The organism is Tunturiibacter empetritectus (genome assembly GCF_013410875.1).
Taxonomy (GTDB): Bacteria; Acidobacteriota; Terriglobia; order Terriglobales; family Acidobacteriaceae; genus Edaphobacter; species Edaphobacter empetritectus.
Genome location: NZ_JACCCU010000001.1, coordinates 2,138,290 through 2,153,244, shown reverse-complemented (window position 1 = coordinate 2,153,244; position 14,955 = coordinate 2,138,290). Strand labels below are relative to the sequence as shown.

General features: G+C 60.3%; 15 protein-coding genes. 7 read left to right on the top strand and 8 right to left on the bottom strand.

What is annotated here, in order from left to right; all coding sequences use genetic code 11:
- Window positions 1-270 precede the first annotated feature (270 nt).
- Both eno and HDF08_RS09225 read left to right on the top strand, forming a co-directional pair.
- Window positions 271-1,563, top strand: coding sequence for a phosphopyruvate hydratase (gene eno / locus HDF08_RS09230; protein WP_179638160.1), 1,293 nt, complete (start codon window positions 271-273; stop codon window positions 1,561-1,563).
- 206 nt (window positions 1,564-1,769) lie between these two features.
- Entirely contained in the window at window positions 1,770-2,519 is a 750-nt protein-coding gene (locus HDF08_RS09225; RefSeq protein WP_353068960.1) for an SIR2 family NAD-dependent protein deacylase, read from the top strand.
- Between the two features lie 67 nt (window positions 2,520-2,586).
- Here the strand turns inward: HDF08_RS09225 and HDF08_RS09220 are convergent, their stop codons facing one another.
- Window positions 2,587-3,369, bottom strand: coding sequence for a PP2C family protein-serine/threonine phosphatase (locus HDF08_RS09220; protein WP_179638159.1), 783 nt, complete (start codon window positions 3,367-3,369; stop codon window positions 2,587-2,589).
- A 335-nt stretch (window positions 3,370-3,704) separates the two neighbouring features.
- Here HDF08_RS09220 and gpmI point away from each other — a divergent pair, with 335 nt between their 5' ends.
- On the top strand, window positions 3,705-5,327 hold the full coding sequence (gpmI, locus tag HDF08_RS09215) for a 2,3-bisphosphoglycerate-independent phosphoglycerate mutase (RefSeq protein ID WP_179638158.1): 1,623 nt from the start codon (window positions 3,705-3,707) through the stop codon (window positions 5,325-5,327).
- Window positions 5,328-5,456: 129 nt separating this feature from the next.
- On the opposite strand, the gene HDF08_RS09210 is transcribed toward gpmI, so the two are convergent.
- The 6 genes from HDF08_RS09210 to HDF08_RS09185 form a co-directional block, all read right to left on the bottom strand.
- Window positions 5,457-6,473, bottom strand: coding sequence for a metallophosphoesterase (locus HDF08_RS09210; RefSeq protein ID WP_179638157.1), 1,017 nt, complete (start codon window positions 6,471-6,473; stop codon window positions 5,457-5,459).
- A gap of 133 nt (window positions 6,474-6,606) precedes the next feature.
- Window positions 6,607-7,185, bottom strand: coding sequence for a recombination mediator RecR (gene recR / locus HDF08_RS09205; protein ID WP_179638156.1), 579 nt, complete (start codon window positions 7,183-7,185; stop codon window positions 6,607-6,609).
- A 45-nt stretch (window positions 7,186-7,230) separates the two neighbouring features.
- Window positions 7,231-7,563 (bottom strand): YbaB/EbfC family nucleoid-associated protein, encoded by a 333-nt coding sequence (locus tag HDF08_RS09200; RefSeq protein WP_179638155.1) that lies wholly within the window; start codon window positions 7,561-7,563, stop codon window positions 7,231-7,233.
- A 27-nt stretch (window positions 7,564-7,590) separates the two neighbouring features.
- On the bottom strand, window positions 7,591-9,636 hold the full coding sequence (gene dnaX, locus HDF08_RS09195; protein ID WP_179638154.1) for a DNA polymerase III subunit gamma/tau: 2,046 nt from the start codon (window positions 9,634-9,636) through the stop codon (window positions 7,591-7,593).
- A gap of 167 nt (window positions 9,637-9,803) precedes the next feature.
- Window positions 9,804-10,262 carry an SET domain-containing protein gene (locus HDF08_RS09190; protein ID WP_179638909.1) on the bottom strand — a complete coding sequence of 153 codons (459 nt, stop codon included), beginning with the start codon at window positions 10,260-10,262 and terminating at the stop codon, window positions 9,804-9,806.
- 261 nt (window positions 10,263-10,523) lie between these two features.
- Window positions 10,524-10,826 carry a hypothetical protein gene (locus HDF08_RS09185; RefSeq protein WP_179638153.1) on the bottom strand — a complete coding sequence of 101 codons (303 nt, stop codon included), beginning with the start codon at window positions 10,824-10,826 and terminating at the stop codon, window positions 10,524-10,526.
- Between HDF08_RS09185 and HDF08_RS09180 the strand changes: the two genes are divergently transcribed.
- Window positions 10,810-11,139 (top strand): tetratricopeptide repeat protein, encoded by a 330-nt coding sequence (locus tag HDF08_RS09180; RefSeq protein ID WP_179638152.1) that lies wholly within the window; start codon window positions 10,810-10,812, stop codon window positions 11,137-11,139. The two genes, HDF08_RS09185 and HDF08_RS09180, sit on opposite strands and share 17 nt — an antisense overlap.
- Before the next feature lie 95 nt (window positions 11,140-11,234).
- Window positions 11,235-11,795 (top strand): DinB family protein, encoded by a 561-nt coding sequence (locus tag HDF08_RS09175; protein WP_179638151.1) that lies wholly within the window; start codon window positions 11,235-11,237, stop codon window positions 11,793-11,795.
- 49 nt (window positions 11,796-11,844) lie between these two features.
- Here the strand turns inward: HDF08_RS09175 and HDF08_RS09170 are convergent, their stop codons facing one another.
- Entirely contained in the window at window positions 11,845-12,285 is a 441-nt protein-coding gene (locus HDF08_RS09170; protein WP_179638150.1) for a hypothetical protein, read from the bottom strand.
- 172 nt (window positions 12,286-12,457) lie between these two features.
- On the opposite strand from HDF08_RS09170, the gene HDF08_RS09165 reads away from it, so the two are divergent.
- Both HDF08_RS09165 and HDF08_RS09160 read left to right on the top strand, forming a co-directional pair.
- Window positions 12,458-13,693, top strand: a complete 1,236-nt coding sequence (locus HDF08_RS09165) for a tetratricopeptide repeat protein (RefSeq protein WP_257030933.1) — start codon at window positions 12,458-12,460, stop codon at window positions 13,691-13,693.
- Between the two features lie 165 nt (window positions 13,694-13,858).
- Window positions 13,859-14,890: an alpha/beta hydrolase fold domain-containing protein gene (locus HDF08_RS09160; protein WP_179638149.1), complete on the top strand. Its 1,032-nt coding sequence runs from the start codon at window positions 13,859-13,861 to the stop codon at window positions 14,888-14,890.
- The last annotated feature ends 65 nt before the right edge of the window (window positions 14,891-14,955 follow it).

Genomic DNA, 14,955 nt, shown 5'->3' with positions numbered 1-14,955 from the left:
AATTCCTTACCCCGGAATCGACCCTGCTAATAAGCCCTTCAACGCTCCGGTAACGCTCATCGATTCATTGGACGTTGCGGCAATCTCAACGTCTCCTTTGCTAGAATCCGACAGGTGAGCCCATCTGACGCAAAGCTTGTCGAGTCCATCACCCTCGCAGGTGGCAGCACCCTCCCAGTCGACCGTCGCCCAAAGTTAAACGAACGCTTGAACCACCGCGTCGTAGCCCAACATTCCGCAACGCCAAGCCAATCACAATTCAGGAGCAACATGACCGAGATCGTCTCAATCCATGCACGCGAAATTCTGGACTCCCGCGGTAATCCCACCGTCGAGGCCGACGTCCTCCTCGACAGCGGAGCCAAAGGCCGTGCCGCCGTACCGAGTGGAGCCTCCACCGGCGAGCACGAAGCCGTAGAACTCCGCGACGGAGACAAAGAGCACTACCTCGGCAAAGGCGTCCTCCAGGCCGTCGAAAACGTCGAGACCATTCTCGGCCCCGAACTCACCGGCATGGACGCCAGCAATCAGCGCCTCATCGACGCCACCATGATCAACATCGACGGCACCGAGAACAAATCCAAGCTTGGAGCCAACGCAATCCTCGCCGTCTCCATGGCCGTAGCCCGCGCATCCGCCGAAGCCCTCAAACTCCCCCTTTACCGCTACCTCGGTGGAGTCAACGCCTGCCTCCTCCCCACGCCCATGATGAACATCCTTAACGGCGGCAGCCACGCAGACTCCAACGTCGACTTCCAAGAGTTCATGGTCATGCCCGTCGGCGCCGAAACCTTCTCCGACGCGCTCCGCTGGGGCACCGAGGTCTTCCACACCCTCAAAGGCGTCCTCAAGAAGAAGGGCTATAACACCGCCGTAGGCGACGAAGGCGGCTTTGCTCCCTCACTCAAATCCAACGACGAGGCCCTCGACCTCATCCTCGAAGCCATCCAGCTAGCCGGCTACACCCCAGGCGAAGATATCTCCATCGCCCTCGATCCCGCCTCCAGCGAGTTCTACGACAAAGAATCCGGCAAGTACGTCTTCAAGAAATCCGACAAGCGCGAACTCTCCTCCGCCGAGATGACCGCATACTGGGAGAACTGGGTTCGCCAGTATCCCATCATCAGCATCGAAGACGGCCTCGCCGAAGATGACTGGGACGGCTGGAAGCACCTCACCGAAGTCCTCGGCGACAAGGTCCAGCTGGTAGGTGATGACCTCTTCGTCACCAACACCCAGCGCCTCCAGCAGGGAATCGAACAAAAAGTAGCCAACTCCATCCTCATCAAGGTCAACCAGATCGGCACTGTCTCCGAGACCCTCGAAGCCATCGAGCTGGCCCGTCGCTTCGGCTACACCAGTATCATCAGCCACCGCAGCGGCGAGACCGAAGACACCTTCATCGCTGACTTGGCCGTAGGCACAGGAGCAGGCCAGATCAAAACCGGCAGTGCCTCCCGCACCGACCGCATCGCCAAGTACAACCAGCTCCTCCGCATCGAAGAAGAGCTGGGCCAGTCCGCCGAATTCCTCGGCATCGAGTCCGTCAACTTCGGCGAATAAAAATGTCCTGCCGGACGGGCCGCCTGCGCGGCGCGCGGTCACTTCGTGACGGGTATACCGGTCTCGGCAGCCAAGCATCAAAGGTCCTCGCGTTGCTCGGAATCCAAAGCCGAGCAACGCGAGGACTCATGCCTCTAAACAAGCAACACAAGTCACGAAGTGACCGCCCGAATCGGGGTCCCCGCAAACAGGTCTTTGTTTGCGGGGTGACCAAGCGCAGCGGGCCCGTCAGGCAGGACAACCGCATCAAAACCCTCATGCACGTAACCCCACAAGACCGTCTCTTCGTCCTAACCGGAGCCGGTATCTCCGCCGAAAGCGGCCTCGCCACCTTCCGCGGCTCCGGCGGCCTCTGGAACGGCTATCGCGTCGAGCAGGTAGCCACTCCAGAAGCCTGGGCCGCCGATCCCGAACTCGTCTGGCACTTCTACTCCCAGCGCCGCCGCAATGCCATCTCTGCCCAACCCAACGCTGGGCACATCGCCCTCGCCAAAATCGAACATCAACTAGGCGACCGCTTCTACCTCTGCACGCAAAACGTCGATGAACTCCACGAGCAAGCCGGCTCCCAGCGCATCCACCACATGCACGGCAACCTCTTCCAATCCCGTTGCACCCGCTGCAACCAGCCCTTCTCAGACACCGCTCTCTACGAGACCGCCGCAACCCTCCCCACCTGCGATCGCTGCGGCTCCCCCGTCCGTCCTCACATCGTCTGGTTCGGCGAAATCCCCCTCGACATGGACGCCATCTACCGCAAGCTCGAACGCGCCACTGTCCTCCTCGTCGTAGGCACCTCCGGCTCCGTCTATCCTGCTGCCGGCCTCGTCCACATCGCCAACCAGCAGGGCACTCGCACCATCTACATCGGCCCCGAAGAACCACTCAACCATGAAGCCTTCGACGAGATCCTCCTCGGCACCGCCACCGAACTCCTCCCCGCTCTTGTCCCGTAAATCCCGTAGAAAAGGCGCCCGAGGCGCATCAGGCTCGCTGTGAGCATTTCCATCGAACCACCGCACCCTAACCCGCTTTGGCGTGCCTCACCAGCGCAAGCGCAGTCAGATCCTCATCGTCCCGTCGCGGCCCAAAGGGATTGAGCCCCCTATACCAGGGAACCCGCTTGAATTCCTCGGCCGCCTTCAACGCCGCGCGGCAAATCTCCGTCGCCGATTGGGTTTGGGTCTCATCCAGCAGCGGAATCAGACGCTCTACCCCAAAGTGCGTCCGTCCATGCTGCGTCTCCATTACACCCTTGGTCACCAGCAGCAGCTTTGCCCCTGGCTCAAACGCCTGCATCACAGGCTCATGCGTCAGGTGCGTAAACAGACCCAGCGGAGCCGATTCGCTCGGCAGAATTCGCGCACCCTCCGCGTCATGAAACACCGCCGTCAGGCCACCCGCATTCACATAGGCAAGAACCCCAAGCGACACATCGTAGCAACCCAGAAAGGTCGGGGAAAATCGAACTCCCTTCGCCGCCCGGATCAACGCATGGTTCACCGCCTGCGCCAGCTGAGCCGTAGCATCCATCACATTCGTGCCAGCCGGCCCCAGCAGCTCTGTAGCGCTCCCGCGAAAGATCCTCTGAACCTCGGCCGCAATCGGTTGCGTTGCTTCTTTGGTGCCCGCAATATCGGTCAGCAGAAAGATCACATGCGAGCCAAGGTCCACCGCATCAAAAAAGTCTCCGCCCGTCCGCACCGAGTGATACTCCGCATGCAGGTCAACACCCTGCAGCCCTGGCAGCTCCATTCGCCGAGGAGTTCGGTCCACCGCTGCCGCATCCTCTTGAGAAGACTTCATCGCATATCCACCCAACGAACCACCCTCGTGATTGTAACCCCCCGCGTTACTCACGGAACTCCCCGAAGAACTGTCCTTTCGACAGGAACGAGATTTTTGTTTAGCGAAGTGAAAAAACTGCTGTTCGTCGTTACCGGTTCTCTTTTTTGCCAACCCAAAGAGGTGGTGTCATCCTGAGGAAAGGCGCTAATAACACCATCGTGAGTGCCACGGTCGAAACAAGCATTTGCCGCTGCCAGTTCAAACGCCGATCCCCGAATCAACACTCCCCGGCTTTGTTGATATCCTGACCACGAGCCTCGAACCCACAACCATCCGCGAGAGACAAGCCCATCATGCCCAAAGCACCTGTAGTCCTCACCATCCTCGACGGATGGGGTTACCGCGCCGAGACCCACGGCAACGCCATCGCCCAGGCCCGCAAACCCACCTACGACGCGCTCCTCCGCGACTACCCCAACACTCTCCTCCGCGCCAGCGAACACTTCGTCGGCCTCCCCGACGGCCAGATGGGCAACAGCGAAGTCGGCCACCTCAACCTGGGTGCCGGCCGCATCGTCCGCATGGACATGACCCGCATCGACACCGCGATCCTCGACGGCAGCCTCTACACCGACCCCACGCTCGTCCGCGCCTATGAGCTGACAGCCCAGAAGGGAAGAGCACTCCACCTCATCGGCCTCCTCTCCGACGGCGGCGTCCACTCCCACCAGCGCCACCTCGACGCCCTCATCCGCATGGCCGCCCGGCATAGGCTCACCCGCGTCTACATCCACGCCTTTATGGATGGCCGCGACACCATGCCTACCAGCGGCCTCGGCTACTTAGAACTACTCCAGCAGACCCTCCGCGAAGCCGGCATCGGCCACATCGCCTCCGTCAGCGGCCGCTACTACGCCATGGACCGCGACTGCCGCTGGGAGAAGGAGCACCAGGCCTTTGACGCCCTCGTTACCGGCCACCCCGAAGGCGGCACCTACCCTGACCCACTCCTTCGAATCAAGGACCTCTACAACAGCGGCATTACCGACGAGTTCATCCCACCCTTCACCTGCACTAACTCAGAAGGCGACCCCATCGCCCTCATCCGCGACGAAGACGTCGTCATCAACTTCAACTATCGCGCCGACCGCGTCCGCCAGATCACCCGCGTCCTCACCCGCAAGTCCGGCCTTACCGCCGACCCCATCGGCAGCCAGGGCCATCAACTCCCCAAAGCCGCCGAACTCGACGCCGAGATCCCCCTCGACCTCATCCCCTCCAACCTCCACTACGTCTGCATGACCCAGTACGACAAAAACTTCAAACTCCCCATCGTCATCCCCGCCGAGTCGATGGACAATCTCCTAGCCAACCTCATGTCCCAGGCCAACCTCCGCAACCTCCGCGTAGCCGAGACCGAGAAATACGCCCACGTCACCTACTTCTTCAACGGCGGCATCGAAAAGCCCTTCCCCGGCGAAGACCGCGCCCTCGTCGACTCGCAAAAGGTAGCCACCTACGACCTCGCCCCCGAGATGTCCGCCGCAGGCATCGCCGATGCCGTCCTCAAAGCCGTCAACGACACCGCCTTCGACGTCATCATCGTCAACTTCGCCAACGCCGACATGGTTGGCCACTCCGGCAAGATGGAGCCCACCATCCGCGCCGTCGAAACCGTGGACACCCAACTAGGCCGCATCTATCAAGCCATCAAACAACGCGGCGGCTCGCTTCTGGTCACCGCCGACCACGGCAACGCCGAGATGCTCATCGACCCCGCAACCGGCGGCCCGCACACGGCCCACACCACCAACCCCGTACCCTTCCTCTACATCACCAAAGACGGCAACAAGCCAACCATGCGCGAAGGCGGCAGCCTGCGCGACATCTCCCCCACTATCCTGTCGCTGCTAAACGTAGAACAACCCAACCAAATGACCGGCGGCAACCTCCGCGCAAAACCTAATGCCGACTAATTTTCTTCCGACCAAAGGGAGGACCCACACTCCTAACCCATCGAGACCGGTACACACGTCACGAAGTGACCGCCTCCCGCGCAGGGAGCCCGTCCGGCAGGACGATACGGCGCGAAGCGCAAGCAGTATTCAAGCGAAGTTAGTAACCGTCCCATCCACCTTCTTAGTAAACGCGTGGATCAACCGCCCCTTCTCATCCAGATGCCTCAGCGTAAGCGTCTCCGGAGTAACCTCAAGATCGCTGAACCCATAAACCCGCTGCGCATAAGGCCCACGCTGAGCCTCATCAATCACAAGAGGATACAAGTCCGCGCCACCCCCACCGGACAACACAAACGAAGTAGGATGCCCCTCAAACTCCAGATGCTGCATATCATGATCATGCCCGGCCAGATACATATGAGCTTTATGCTTCCTTAGTAGCGGCTCCCAGTCCCGAACCAGCACCTTATGATCCCCATGCGGCCCATTCGAAAAGATCGGATGATGCCCCATCACAATAAGAAACGGAGTCGTCCTTGGCTTCTCCAACTCCGCCGCCAGCCAGGTCAACTGATCCGCCTGCTGCGCTGGAGTCAAGGTAAAGTTCTCTCCTTTGTTCGGCTTGCCGTCCTCGTGCGGCATGTTGCTGTCCAGCGCAATCACCGTCATCAACGGCTTCTTCGCCGGAAACTCAAAGCTGTACCAGAGCGAAGGCATCGTCCACCGCGTCCTACCTGCCTTCGCATACTCTAGCTCCGCCGCCACCTTGCTCGCCGGCATCGTCTGGTAGTCATGGTTGCCCGGAATTGCATACGCCGGACAGTCGAACACGCTCTTCGGATACATCTCCTCAAACTGCGTCTTCCACCGCGGGTCTTTCACCCCGCCCGGCAACGGCCCATACCAGTTATCCCCCAGCATAAGCAGCCCCTCGGTCCTGAACCCCTGCTCCCGCACATACGCCTGCATCGCAGCGGCCACGCGGCTCTGGGCCTGGAAGTCCTCATAACCCCAATCCCCCACCATCAACAACCGCGACCCACCCCGGGACCCCGCAGGTTTCGCACCAGCCAAAGAAGGTAAACTGCCAAGCCCGGCTAGCGCACTAAAAGCAAAACTCTGTCGAAGAAAGCCGCGGCGGGACAGCGCGTTATTCACAGTCATACTGTTTTTATAACACTGCCTTGTTACACAGTGTTGACGAGGCATTCAGCGATTCTTAATCTTGGGAGCGACAAAGAAGGCGAGTTCACTCAAGAAAACGAGCCACACAAGCAAATCATCTCAGGTCATGCAGCTAGAACTCGCGCCGTCCCTCCATCGCTCGTGTCATCGTCACTTCATCGGCGTATTCAATATCGCTCCCCGCCGGGACTCCCGTAGCAATCCGCGTCACCTTTACCTCGCCCTTTGTCTTGCGCAACTCCAGCGCAAGATACCCAGCCGTCGCCTCGCCCTCAGTCGTCGGCGAAGTCGCAAGGATCACCTCATCCACCTCCGCCAACCGGGTCAGCAGATTCGCAATTAGCAACTGCTCCGGGCCCACTCCACCAATCGGCGACAGCGTCCCATGCAGCACGTGATACACCCCGTGATAACTCCGCGTCTTCTCAATCGTCGCAATATTGGTAGGCTCTTCCACCACGCAAACCACCCGCTGATTCCGCACCGGACTCGTGCAATATCCACAAGGATCGACGTCGGTGATGTTGTTGCAGACTGAGCACAGCCGCAGATGCAGCTTCAACTCACGGATCGCAACTGACAAAGCCTCGGCATCCTCCGCCGAGGACCGCAGCACATGAAACGCCAGCCGCTGCGCACTCTTGCTTCCAATTCCAGGGAGCTTCCTCAACTCCTCGATCAGCCGCGACATCGGCTCCGCAAAGCGGCTCGGCGCTGCATGGAACGAACCAGCCACCTAGCCCAACCCCGGCAGATCCGGCAGGCCCAGCCCACCCATCATTCCGGCCACGCTCGACTTCATCGCCTCATCGGCCCGCCGCCCCGCCTCATTCACCGCCGCCGCAATCAGATCCTCCAGCAACTCCAGATCGCTTGCCGAACTTCCCATCGCAGTCGACTCAATCTTTACCCGAAGGACTTCCTTCTTGCCATTCATCCGCACCGTCACCACCCCGCCGCCGCTTGAAGCTTCCACCACCGTCGCAGCGAGCTTCTTCTCCATCTGCTCCTGCATCAGCTTCGCCTGCCCCATCATCTCTTTCATCTTACCCAGATCAGAAAAATCCATCCTCACCCCCAAACCTGCTCTTCGTGCCTAATCGTTATCCCGCAGATCGATCACATTCCGAACCTCGGCATTGAACAACGTCTGCGCCCTCTGCACAATTGGATGCTCCAACGCCTTTGCCTGAACGCTTCCACTCTTCGCTGCCCTCGGCTTTTTTGCGCTGTCAGCACTCTTCACGCCCGGCAGTAGCACCAGCTTCAACGCTCCAGCACCTGCACCTCGCAGTGCAGTCTTTACCAGCTTCTCTGCCTCCGCGTTGATCACCATCGGCAGCATCGTCTTTGAAAGCTCCGTCTGCACCCGAATTTCGTTCTCCGTTACGGTCCACTCTGCATCCGCCAGAGCATCCGCTGCTGTCGCCTGATTCTTTGCAGCCGACGACGCATCAACAGCCACCCTCTGCAGCTCTTCCGAAGAATGTAACGAAGTCGGTTGCATATCAGAGCTGCCCGCACTCTGTGCCACCGCTTCTTCAATCGGCACGAACACCGGCAAAGCCACAACTGCCGTCTCCGCCAAATCCCCAGTCTCCATCAGCGCAGCTCCGAGCACATCACCGTCAGTCAGCACCATCTCCGCAGGAGTCGCCACGGGTGCTGGTGTCGGAACAGCCACACGCATAGGCATCGGCGCAACGATCGACACAACAGGAGCCACAGGCAAAACTGCAACCGGTGCAGCCGCTACCGCCTTCTCATCAAATCGATTTCTACTCTGGTCTTTTTCAAACGGAGAAAACGCCGGTCTGGCGCTCGCCACCGTTGTGCTCGTCTCCAACACCCGCGCCGTCGCAGCTCCGCTCACCGGACCCCTGGCAGGCGCGGAAGCCGAGCTCACCGTCCTCGCCGTCGCCACACCCGGGCCAGGCCGCGAGCCGCCGCCAACAGGGAACTGGCTCAACACCTCTTCAATCGGCAACAGCCGCCGCAGATGCACCAGTTTCAACAGTCCCAGTTCGAAGTGAAACCGCTGCTCCTGCCGATATCCCAACTCATCAAACGTCCTCAGCATCACCTGCAAAAATCGCGTCAGCTCTTCTTCGCCGAACAACGCAGCCGACCGCCCAGCACGCCGCTGCTCATCGGCCGAGATCTGCAGCAGTTCCCCCGCAACCCCATCCGCACCGGCCCCATCCACGCCGATCCCCGCAATCTTTGCAATCACTGCATTCCGCAGATACCTCACAAACTGCCGTGCCAGCTGCGCCGGAGAGTTTCCCGCATCCAGCAACTGGTTCGCAACCGTAATCACCTCTGCGCTGCGATTTCCATCTACCGCCTCGAGTATCCGCTCAAACACCGCATTTGGAACCGTCCCCATCAGCTCCCGAATCTGTCCCGCATCCAGCCGCGCTCGCCCGTCTTCCACCGGTGCGCTCGCAATCGCCTGGTCCATAATCGACAGCGCATCGCGCATCGACCCATCGCCAGCCTCGGCCAGCAAACTCAGCGCAGACTCATCCGCATCTACGCCCTCCCGCTCTGCAATGCCGCGCAACTCACCCAGAATGTCCACCAGCTTCACCGCATGAAAGCTGAAGTGCTGACATCGCGACCGCACCGTCTGCGGAATATCCTCCGGCTGCGTCGTCGCCATCATAAAGACGATATGATCCGGCGGCTCTTCCAGCGTCTTCAACAGCGCATTGAAAGCCGCATCCGTAATCTGGTGCGCCTCATCCAGAATGTAAATCTTGTACTTATCCCGAGCCGGCCGATAGCGCGCAGCATCCCGCAGCTCACGAATCTCATCGATACCGCGGTTAGTCGCTGCGTCGATCTCAATCACATCCACCGCATTGCCTGCTTTGATCTCCGTGCAGCTCTCGCAGACCTCGCAGGGCTCTGCCGTAGGCCGCACCGCCGACCCAATCGCATTCCGGCAGTTCAGCGCCATCGCCAGGATTCGCGCAATAGTCGTCTTTCCAATGCCGCGATGTCCGCTAAAGATATAACCATGCGCGATGCGGCCCTGTGTCAGCGCATTCATCAGCGTCACGGTCACGTGGTCCTGTCCCGCAACATCTACGAAACGCTGGGGCCGGTATTTCCTAGCAAGTACCTGATATGCCATATAGAAAAGATAGGGAAGTCACAACTGTCGCGACCGGTCCGCAGCCTCTATTGTATCGCCCATCGCCCAGCCATTTATCCTCTGCAACGAATGGCGCCGAAGGCGCGTCAGCCTCGATGGCAGATCGCGCCGTGCGCGCAGCACGCCTTTAGCTTTTGAAGTTATATCTACCGCCCAGTCCGAGCCAAAGCCCGAGCCTTCCGCGCCCGCCGCTTCACCTCAGCCTCGCTGAACATCGTCCCCCGGCACTTCGTCGCTCCGCAATAGCAGTTCTGCTCGTCATCGTCGCTGTCGTAGAGGTTGTACTCATAGGTCAACTCCTCGCCGGCGGCGATATCCCGGATCGCAACCACAAACACGCGACCATCGACGTTCTCCGACTCGCAGTTTGGATCGCAAGAGTGATTGATAAACATGGCCGTACCAAACCCGTCGATCACCAACCCATTCTCCCCGCAGCTGAACAGGTAGGTAATATCCCGATCCTGATATCTGTCGTCCGCCTCGTCCTTAGTAAACCGCGGCCCGTCATACTCGCAGACCCGCTTCCCTTTCTTGATCGCCCGCGTGGTATAACAGCCCGCTGCATGAATCGACGAAGAACGAATAATTAGCCCATCAACCATAGTCAAAGAAGTTCCATCCAATAAAATAATAAAAATAAAACGGTTAAAATAGTGGCAGAGAAACAGCCAAGGTGAGCTGACTATAACAAACCACCTCGCAACACCGTCCAAGTACCGAATAAGAACTCTGAACCTCATGACAACCGGCTCTAAAACCCGCGCAACGCTCGCTGTGTTCCTCTTCTCCGCAGCCTGCCATGCCCAGTCCACGCCAGCGCAAAACCCACCCGCACCATGCCCGGCTCCCGGTCAAAACACATCTCAACCCGCCACGCCATGCTCCCCGCCGCCATCGGTAAAGAAGCCCTCAACCGCCGAACAGTTCCCCTTCCCCGGGAGCCCCGCAAAGCCTTCGACCCCTTCAGACTCTTCCCCAACACCTCCGCCCGACTCCCCCAGTCCCGCCACAAAACCCTCCTCAGCTGCAGAGGAGCATCCCTTTCCCACAACGCCCGCCCCCAGACTTCCAGGCGACGACTCCAGCAGCAGTAGCAGCAGCTCCGACTCCAGCTCCACCCCAGACCCCGACGCCGTTCCCGACACCGACATGCCGAAGCCAGGCACCGAAGGCAGCTCCGTCCACCGCAAGCTCCCCAAGGTCAAGCGTGTCCAAACAGACGACGAGCGCGTAGACGAAGACCTGAAAGTCGCAAAGTTCTATATGCGCGACGATAACCTTCCCGGTGCCTACCTTCGCGCCCAGGACGCCGTCAAAACCCAGCCTGACTACTCAGCCGCGCACTACGCCCTCGCCGAGATCGCACAAAAGATGAAGAAGAAAGACGAGGCTATCGCCGAGTTCCAGACCTACCTGAAGCTCGATCCCGATGGCGAAAGAGCGAAAGAAGCTCATAAGGCATTGGATCAACTCAAGTAACCGGCCACCGCAGATCCCTGCCAGTCCATCTCCTCCGCACACCCGCAGAGACACTAGCCCCCACGTCTGTAACCGGTGTAACGTAGTCCTGTCTTATGAACTCAACCCTCCATCGCCTTCAGCGCGAGATCGCCTTCTCCCTCGGCGGACTCGACGCCGCTCAAACCCAGCTCCAACCACCCTCGCGCCCCCATAAGTGGACCATCCAGCAGATCATGGAGCATCTCCTGCTCAGTTACTCCGGCACCGAGCTGGCTCTCAACGCCCGACTCGCCAAACAAGCTCCCACCCGCGCAAAGCCCAGCATCCCCCAACATCTCGGCCAGTACACGCTTATCCGTCTCGGCTACTTCCCGCACGGACGCAAAGCTCCGCCCATGGTGACGCCTGCTCCCACGGCCCATCCTCTCTGCGGCGAAGAGCTCACCACCGCCGCCGCCGAACATCTCGCTCACCTCGACCTGCTCTGCGCTGAAGCGGAAGAGTTCTTTGGAACCAAATGCAAGTTTGCCAGCCACGCAGTCCTCGGCCCGCTCGACGTCAATCAGTGGCGAAAGTTCCAGCTCATTCACGGCGAGCATCACCTCAAGCAGATCCTCGCCATTCGCAAAGCCCACAGTCTTTCGCCCATCGATCGACCAACCCACCAGGCGTAAGAAAAAGTAGATTTCGAAACCGCCGTTTCAAGGTCGCGAGCTCGGCGGTTTATTCCTCCGACTCACCTACCGCAGCCTCAGCCTTTTCTTCTTCCAGATCGTCCTCGACCCGCAGGTAACGTCGCATATAACGAAGCGGCTCTTCGGCAGCAGCCATCTCCTTCAGGTGATAGAGCCACGCATCCTCCCTCGCGCTCCGTCGCGTATATCCCTTCCGCTGCACCGTCCCGATCGACCCGTCCTTCATCCTGCGCGTAAACGACTGCATTGGAACCTGGAAGGTCATCAACTCCCCCGGCTTCCAGAAACTCGACGCAAACTCATGCGAGAACAGCAGCGCATAGTAACGCCGCTCCGCTGCCAGCATCTCCACTGCATGCCGCGCGCTCTGCCACGGCAAACCAAGCTTCCCCACATACCATTTGCGGAACTCGAACCCGTTGCTACGCGCCTGCCCGACTAGTAACTGAAGCAACTCAACCCGTGTCATAAAATCCGTTTCCGTTTGAAAGAAGGATACCGCTGCATCTCGGTCCGTCCCGATGCCCACAGGGTACAGTCTGCGATGTCATGCGTCCAACTCCGTGTACGCTATCAAAGATGAGTCTCAGCATCAGAGTCTGCATCGCAAGCTGCCAACTTCCTTAAACGCTTCGCAGCCCATGGCCCGGAGAAGAACTATAAAACGCAGCGTCAAAACTTTCAGCCTCCTCCTCGCACTCGCGCTGGCTGCTCCCTCCCACTCGCAGTCCTACAATCCTGCCGCCCACACCGACCCCATCAACCTCACCCCCCAGGTTCGCGACGCCTTCGAGCACTTCTACGACCTCGACTATGAAGGCGCTCTCTCCCGCTTCGAGGCCGTGCAGCGCGCCAATCCGCAAAGCGTCATCGCCACCGGCAACATCCTGCTTACCCTCGTCTTCCGTGAGCTCTACCGTCAGGATCTCCTCGACACCACCTACTACGCCCACGACTCTTTCCTCACCTCCAAACGCAACGTCCCCGTTCCCCCACCCATCCGCGACCGCATCGAATCCCTCACAAACCAGGCCGTAGCCCTCGCCGATCAGCAGATTAAAGCCAATCCCAACGACGCCAACGCCTACTTCGCCCGCGGATACGCCCGCGGCATGCACGCCGCCTTCATCACGCTCGTTGATCACAGTTACGTCGCCGCAGCCCGTCAGGGTCTTGCCTCCCGCAACGACAGCGAAGCTACCCTCAAGATCGACCCCGACTACGCCGACGCCAAGATGGCTATGGGTATCCAACAGTTCGCCGTTGCCAGCCTCCCACGCCTCGTCCGCATGCTAGTAGGAATCGCCGGCGTAGGGGGCAACAAAGAAAAAGGCCTCGACCTCCTCCGTGAATCCGCCGCCCACGGTATCGTCACGCCCATCGAGTCCCGCACCGCGCTCTCGCTCTTCCTGCGCCACGATGCCCGCTACGCCGAAGCCATCGCCGTCCAGAAAGGCCTCGCCGATCAGTATCCCCGCGACTATCTCTTCCGCCTCGAGGTGGCCAATCTCACCAAGGACTCCGGCAACGGTCCCGGAGCCATCACTCTCTATAACGCGATTCTCGCCGACGCCAAAAAGCCCGGCTACTTCATCGAGCCGCGCCTCCACATGACCTACTTCGGTCTTGCCGACACCCAGCGCGGCCAGAACCAGATCGCCGCCGCCGCCCAGAACTACATCAAGGCCGCTGCCCAACCAACCTGCAGCGACTGGATCCGCCGTCGCGCCCAGCTCAACGCCGGCGAGATGTTCGACCTCCTCCACAAACGCGAAGAAGCTACCAAACAATACGAGCTAGCCTCAGCCGGAGGCGGCGATCAATCCCAATCCGACGCAGCCCACCGTTACCTCAAGACGCCCTACACCGGAAAATAAAGGTGCGCAGCACGACACGCACGCCACGAAGTGGCCGCGCCACGCGCAGTGGGCCCGTCCGGCAGGACACATGCGGCGAAGCAAGCGCAATCCAAGTCGCGACGATTGCGAGCAAGTAAGCGAACCCAGGCTTACCCCGCAAGCTCTGCTAGCCTGATCAAACCTATGCGAGCCCACCTAGCCCTCATCACCCTGATAGCAGTCGCCACAACCCTCTCCGCCCAACAGCCCCCGCAAACCAACACCAGCACCCTCGACGCCAACGGCACCGCACACATCACCCGCGTCGTTCCCGTCCCCACCACCATCAGCTCCGAGGCCCAAGCCTCCCTACGCCGCCCCGCCGGAGCCGAAAACCGAACCCTGGCCGAGCGCCGCACCAGCACCGACGCCTGGCAGACCCGCGCCGGCGAAACATCCCGAAAAGCCTACCCCGTCAAGATCGAATCCCTCACCATCGCCAACGTCCCGGTCCGCAACGTCCTCCCCCTTCAAGACACACACCCCGACCACGTCCTCATCAACGTACACGGCGGCGGCTTCAACTCCGACTCCGGCTCCTTCACCGAGTCCATCCCCATCGCCAACCTCACTCACACCCGTGTCGTTGCTGTCCTCTACCGCCTCGCACCCGAGCACCCCTTTCCCGCCGCCGTCGACGACACCATCGCCGTCTACCGCGACCTCCTCAAGACCTACAAGCCCGCCCACATCGCCCTCTACGGAACCTCTGCCGGAGCCATCCTCACCGCCGAAGTAGCCGTCCGTCTCAAACAGCTCAACCTGCCCCTCCCCGCCGCCCTCGGCATCTTCTCCGGCATGGGCGACTTCAGCCAGAACGGCGACTCCCTCTCCCTCTACGCCCTCCGCGGCCTCACCGGCAGCATCTCGGTAGCCGGCACCGAGCCTCGCAGCACCGAGTACACTGGCACCACCGACCCCAAAGACCCCGTTCTCTCGCCCCTCTACGCCGACCTCCACGGCATGCCCCCAACCCTGTTCATCACCAGCGGTCGCGACATTCTCCTCAGCGGGACCGGCATCCTGCATCGCGCCTTCCTCCGCAGTGGAGACGACGCCCGCCTCATCGTCTTCGAAGCCCTTCCCCACGCCTTCTGGAATGACATCAGCCTCCCCGAGACCAAAGAAGCCTACGGCTACATGGCCGACTTCTTCTCCCAGCAGCTGAACCGCTAAATGCCAGATAAACTGAACTAACAGCCCGATCTTTGCGTATTCAACCTCGAGAGCATATGGCAAAA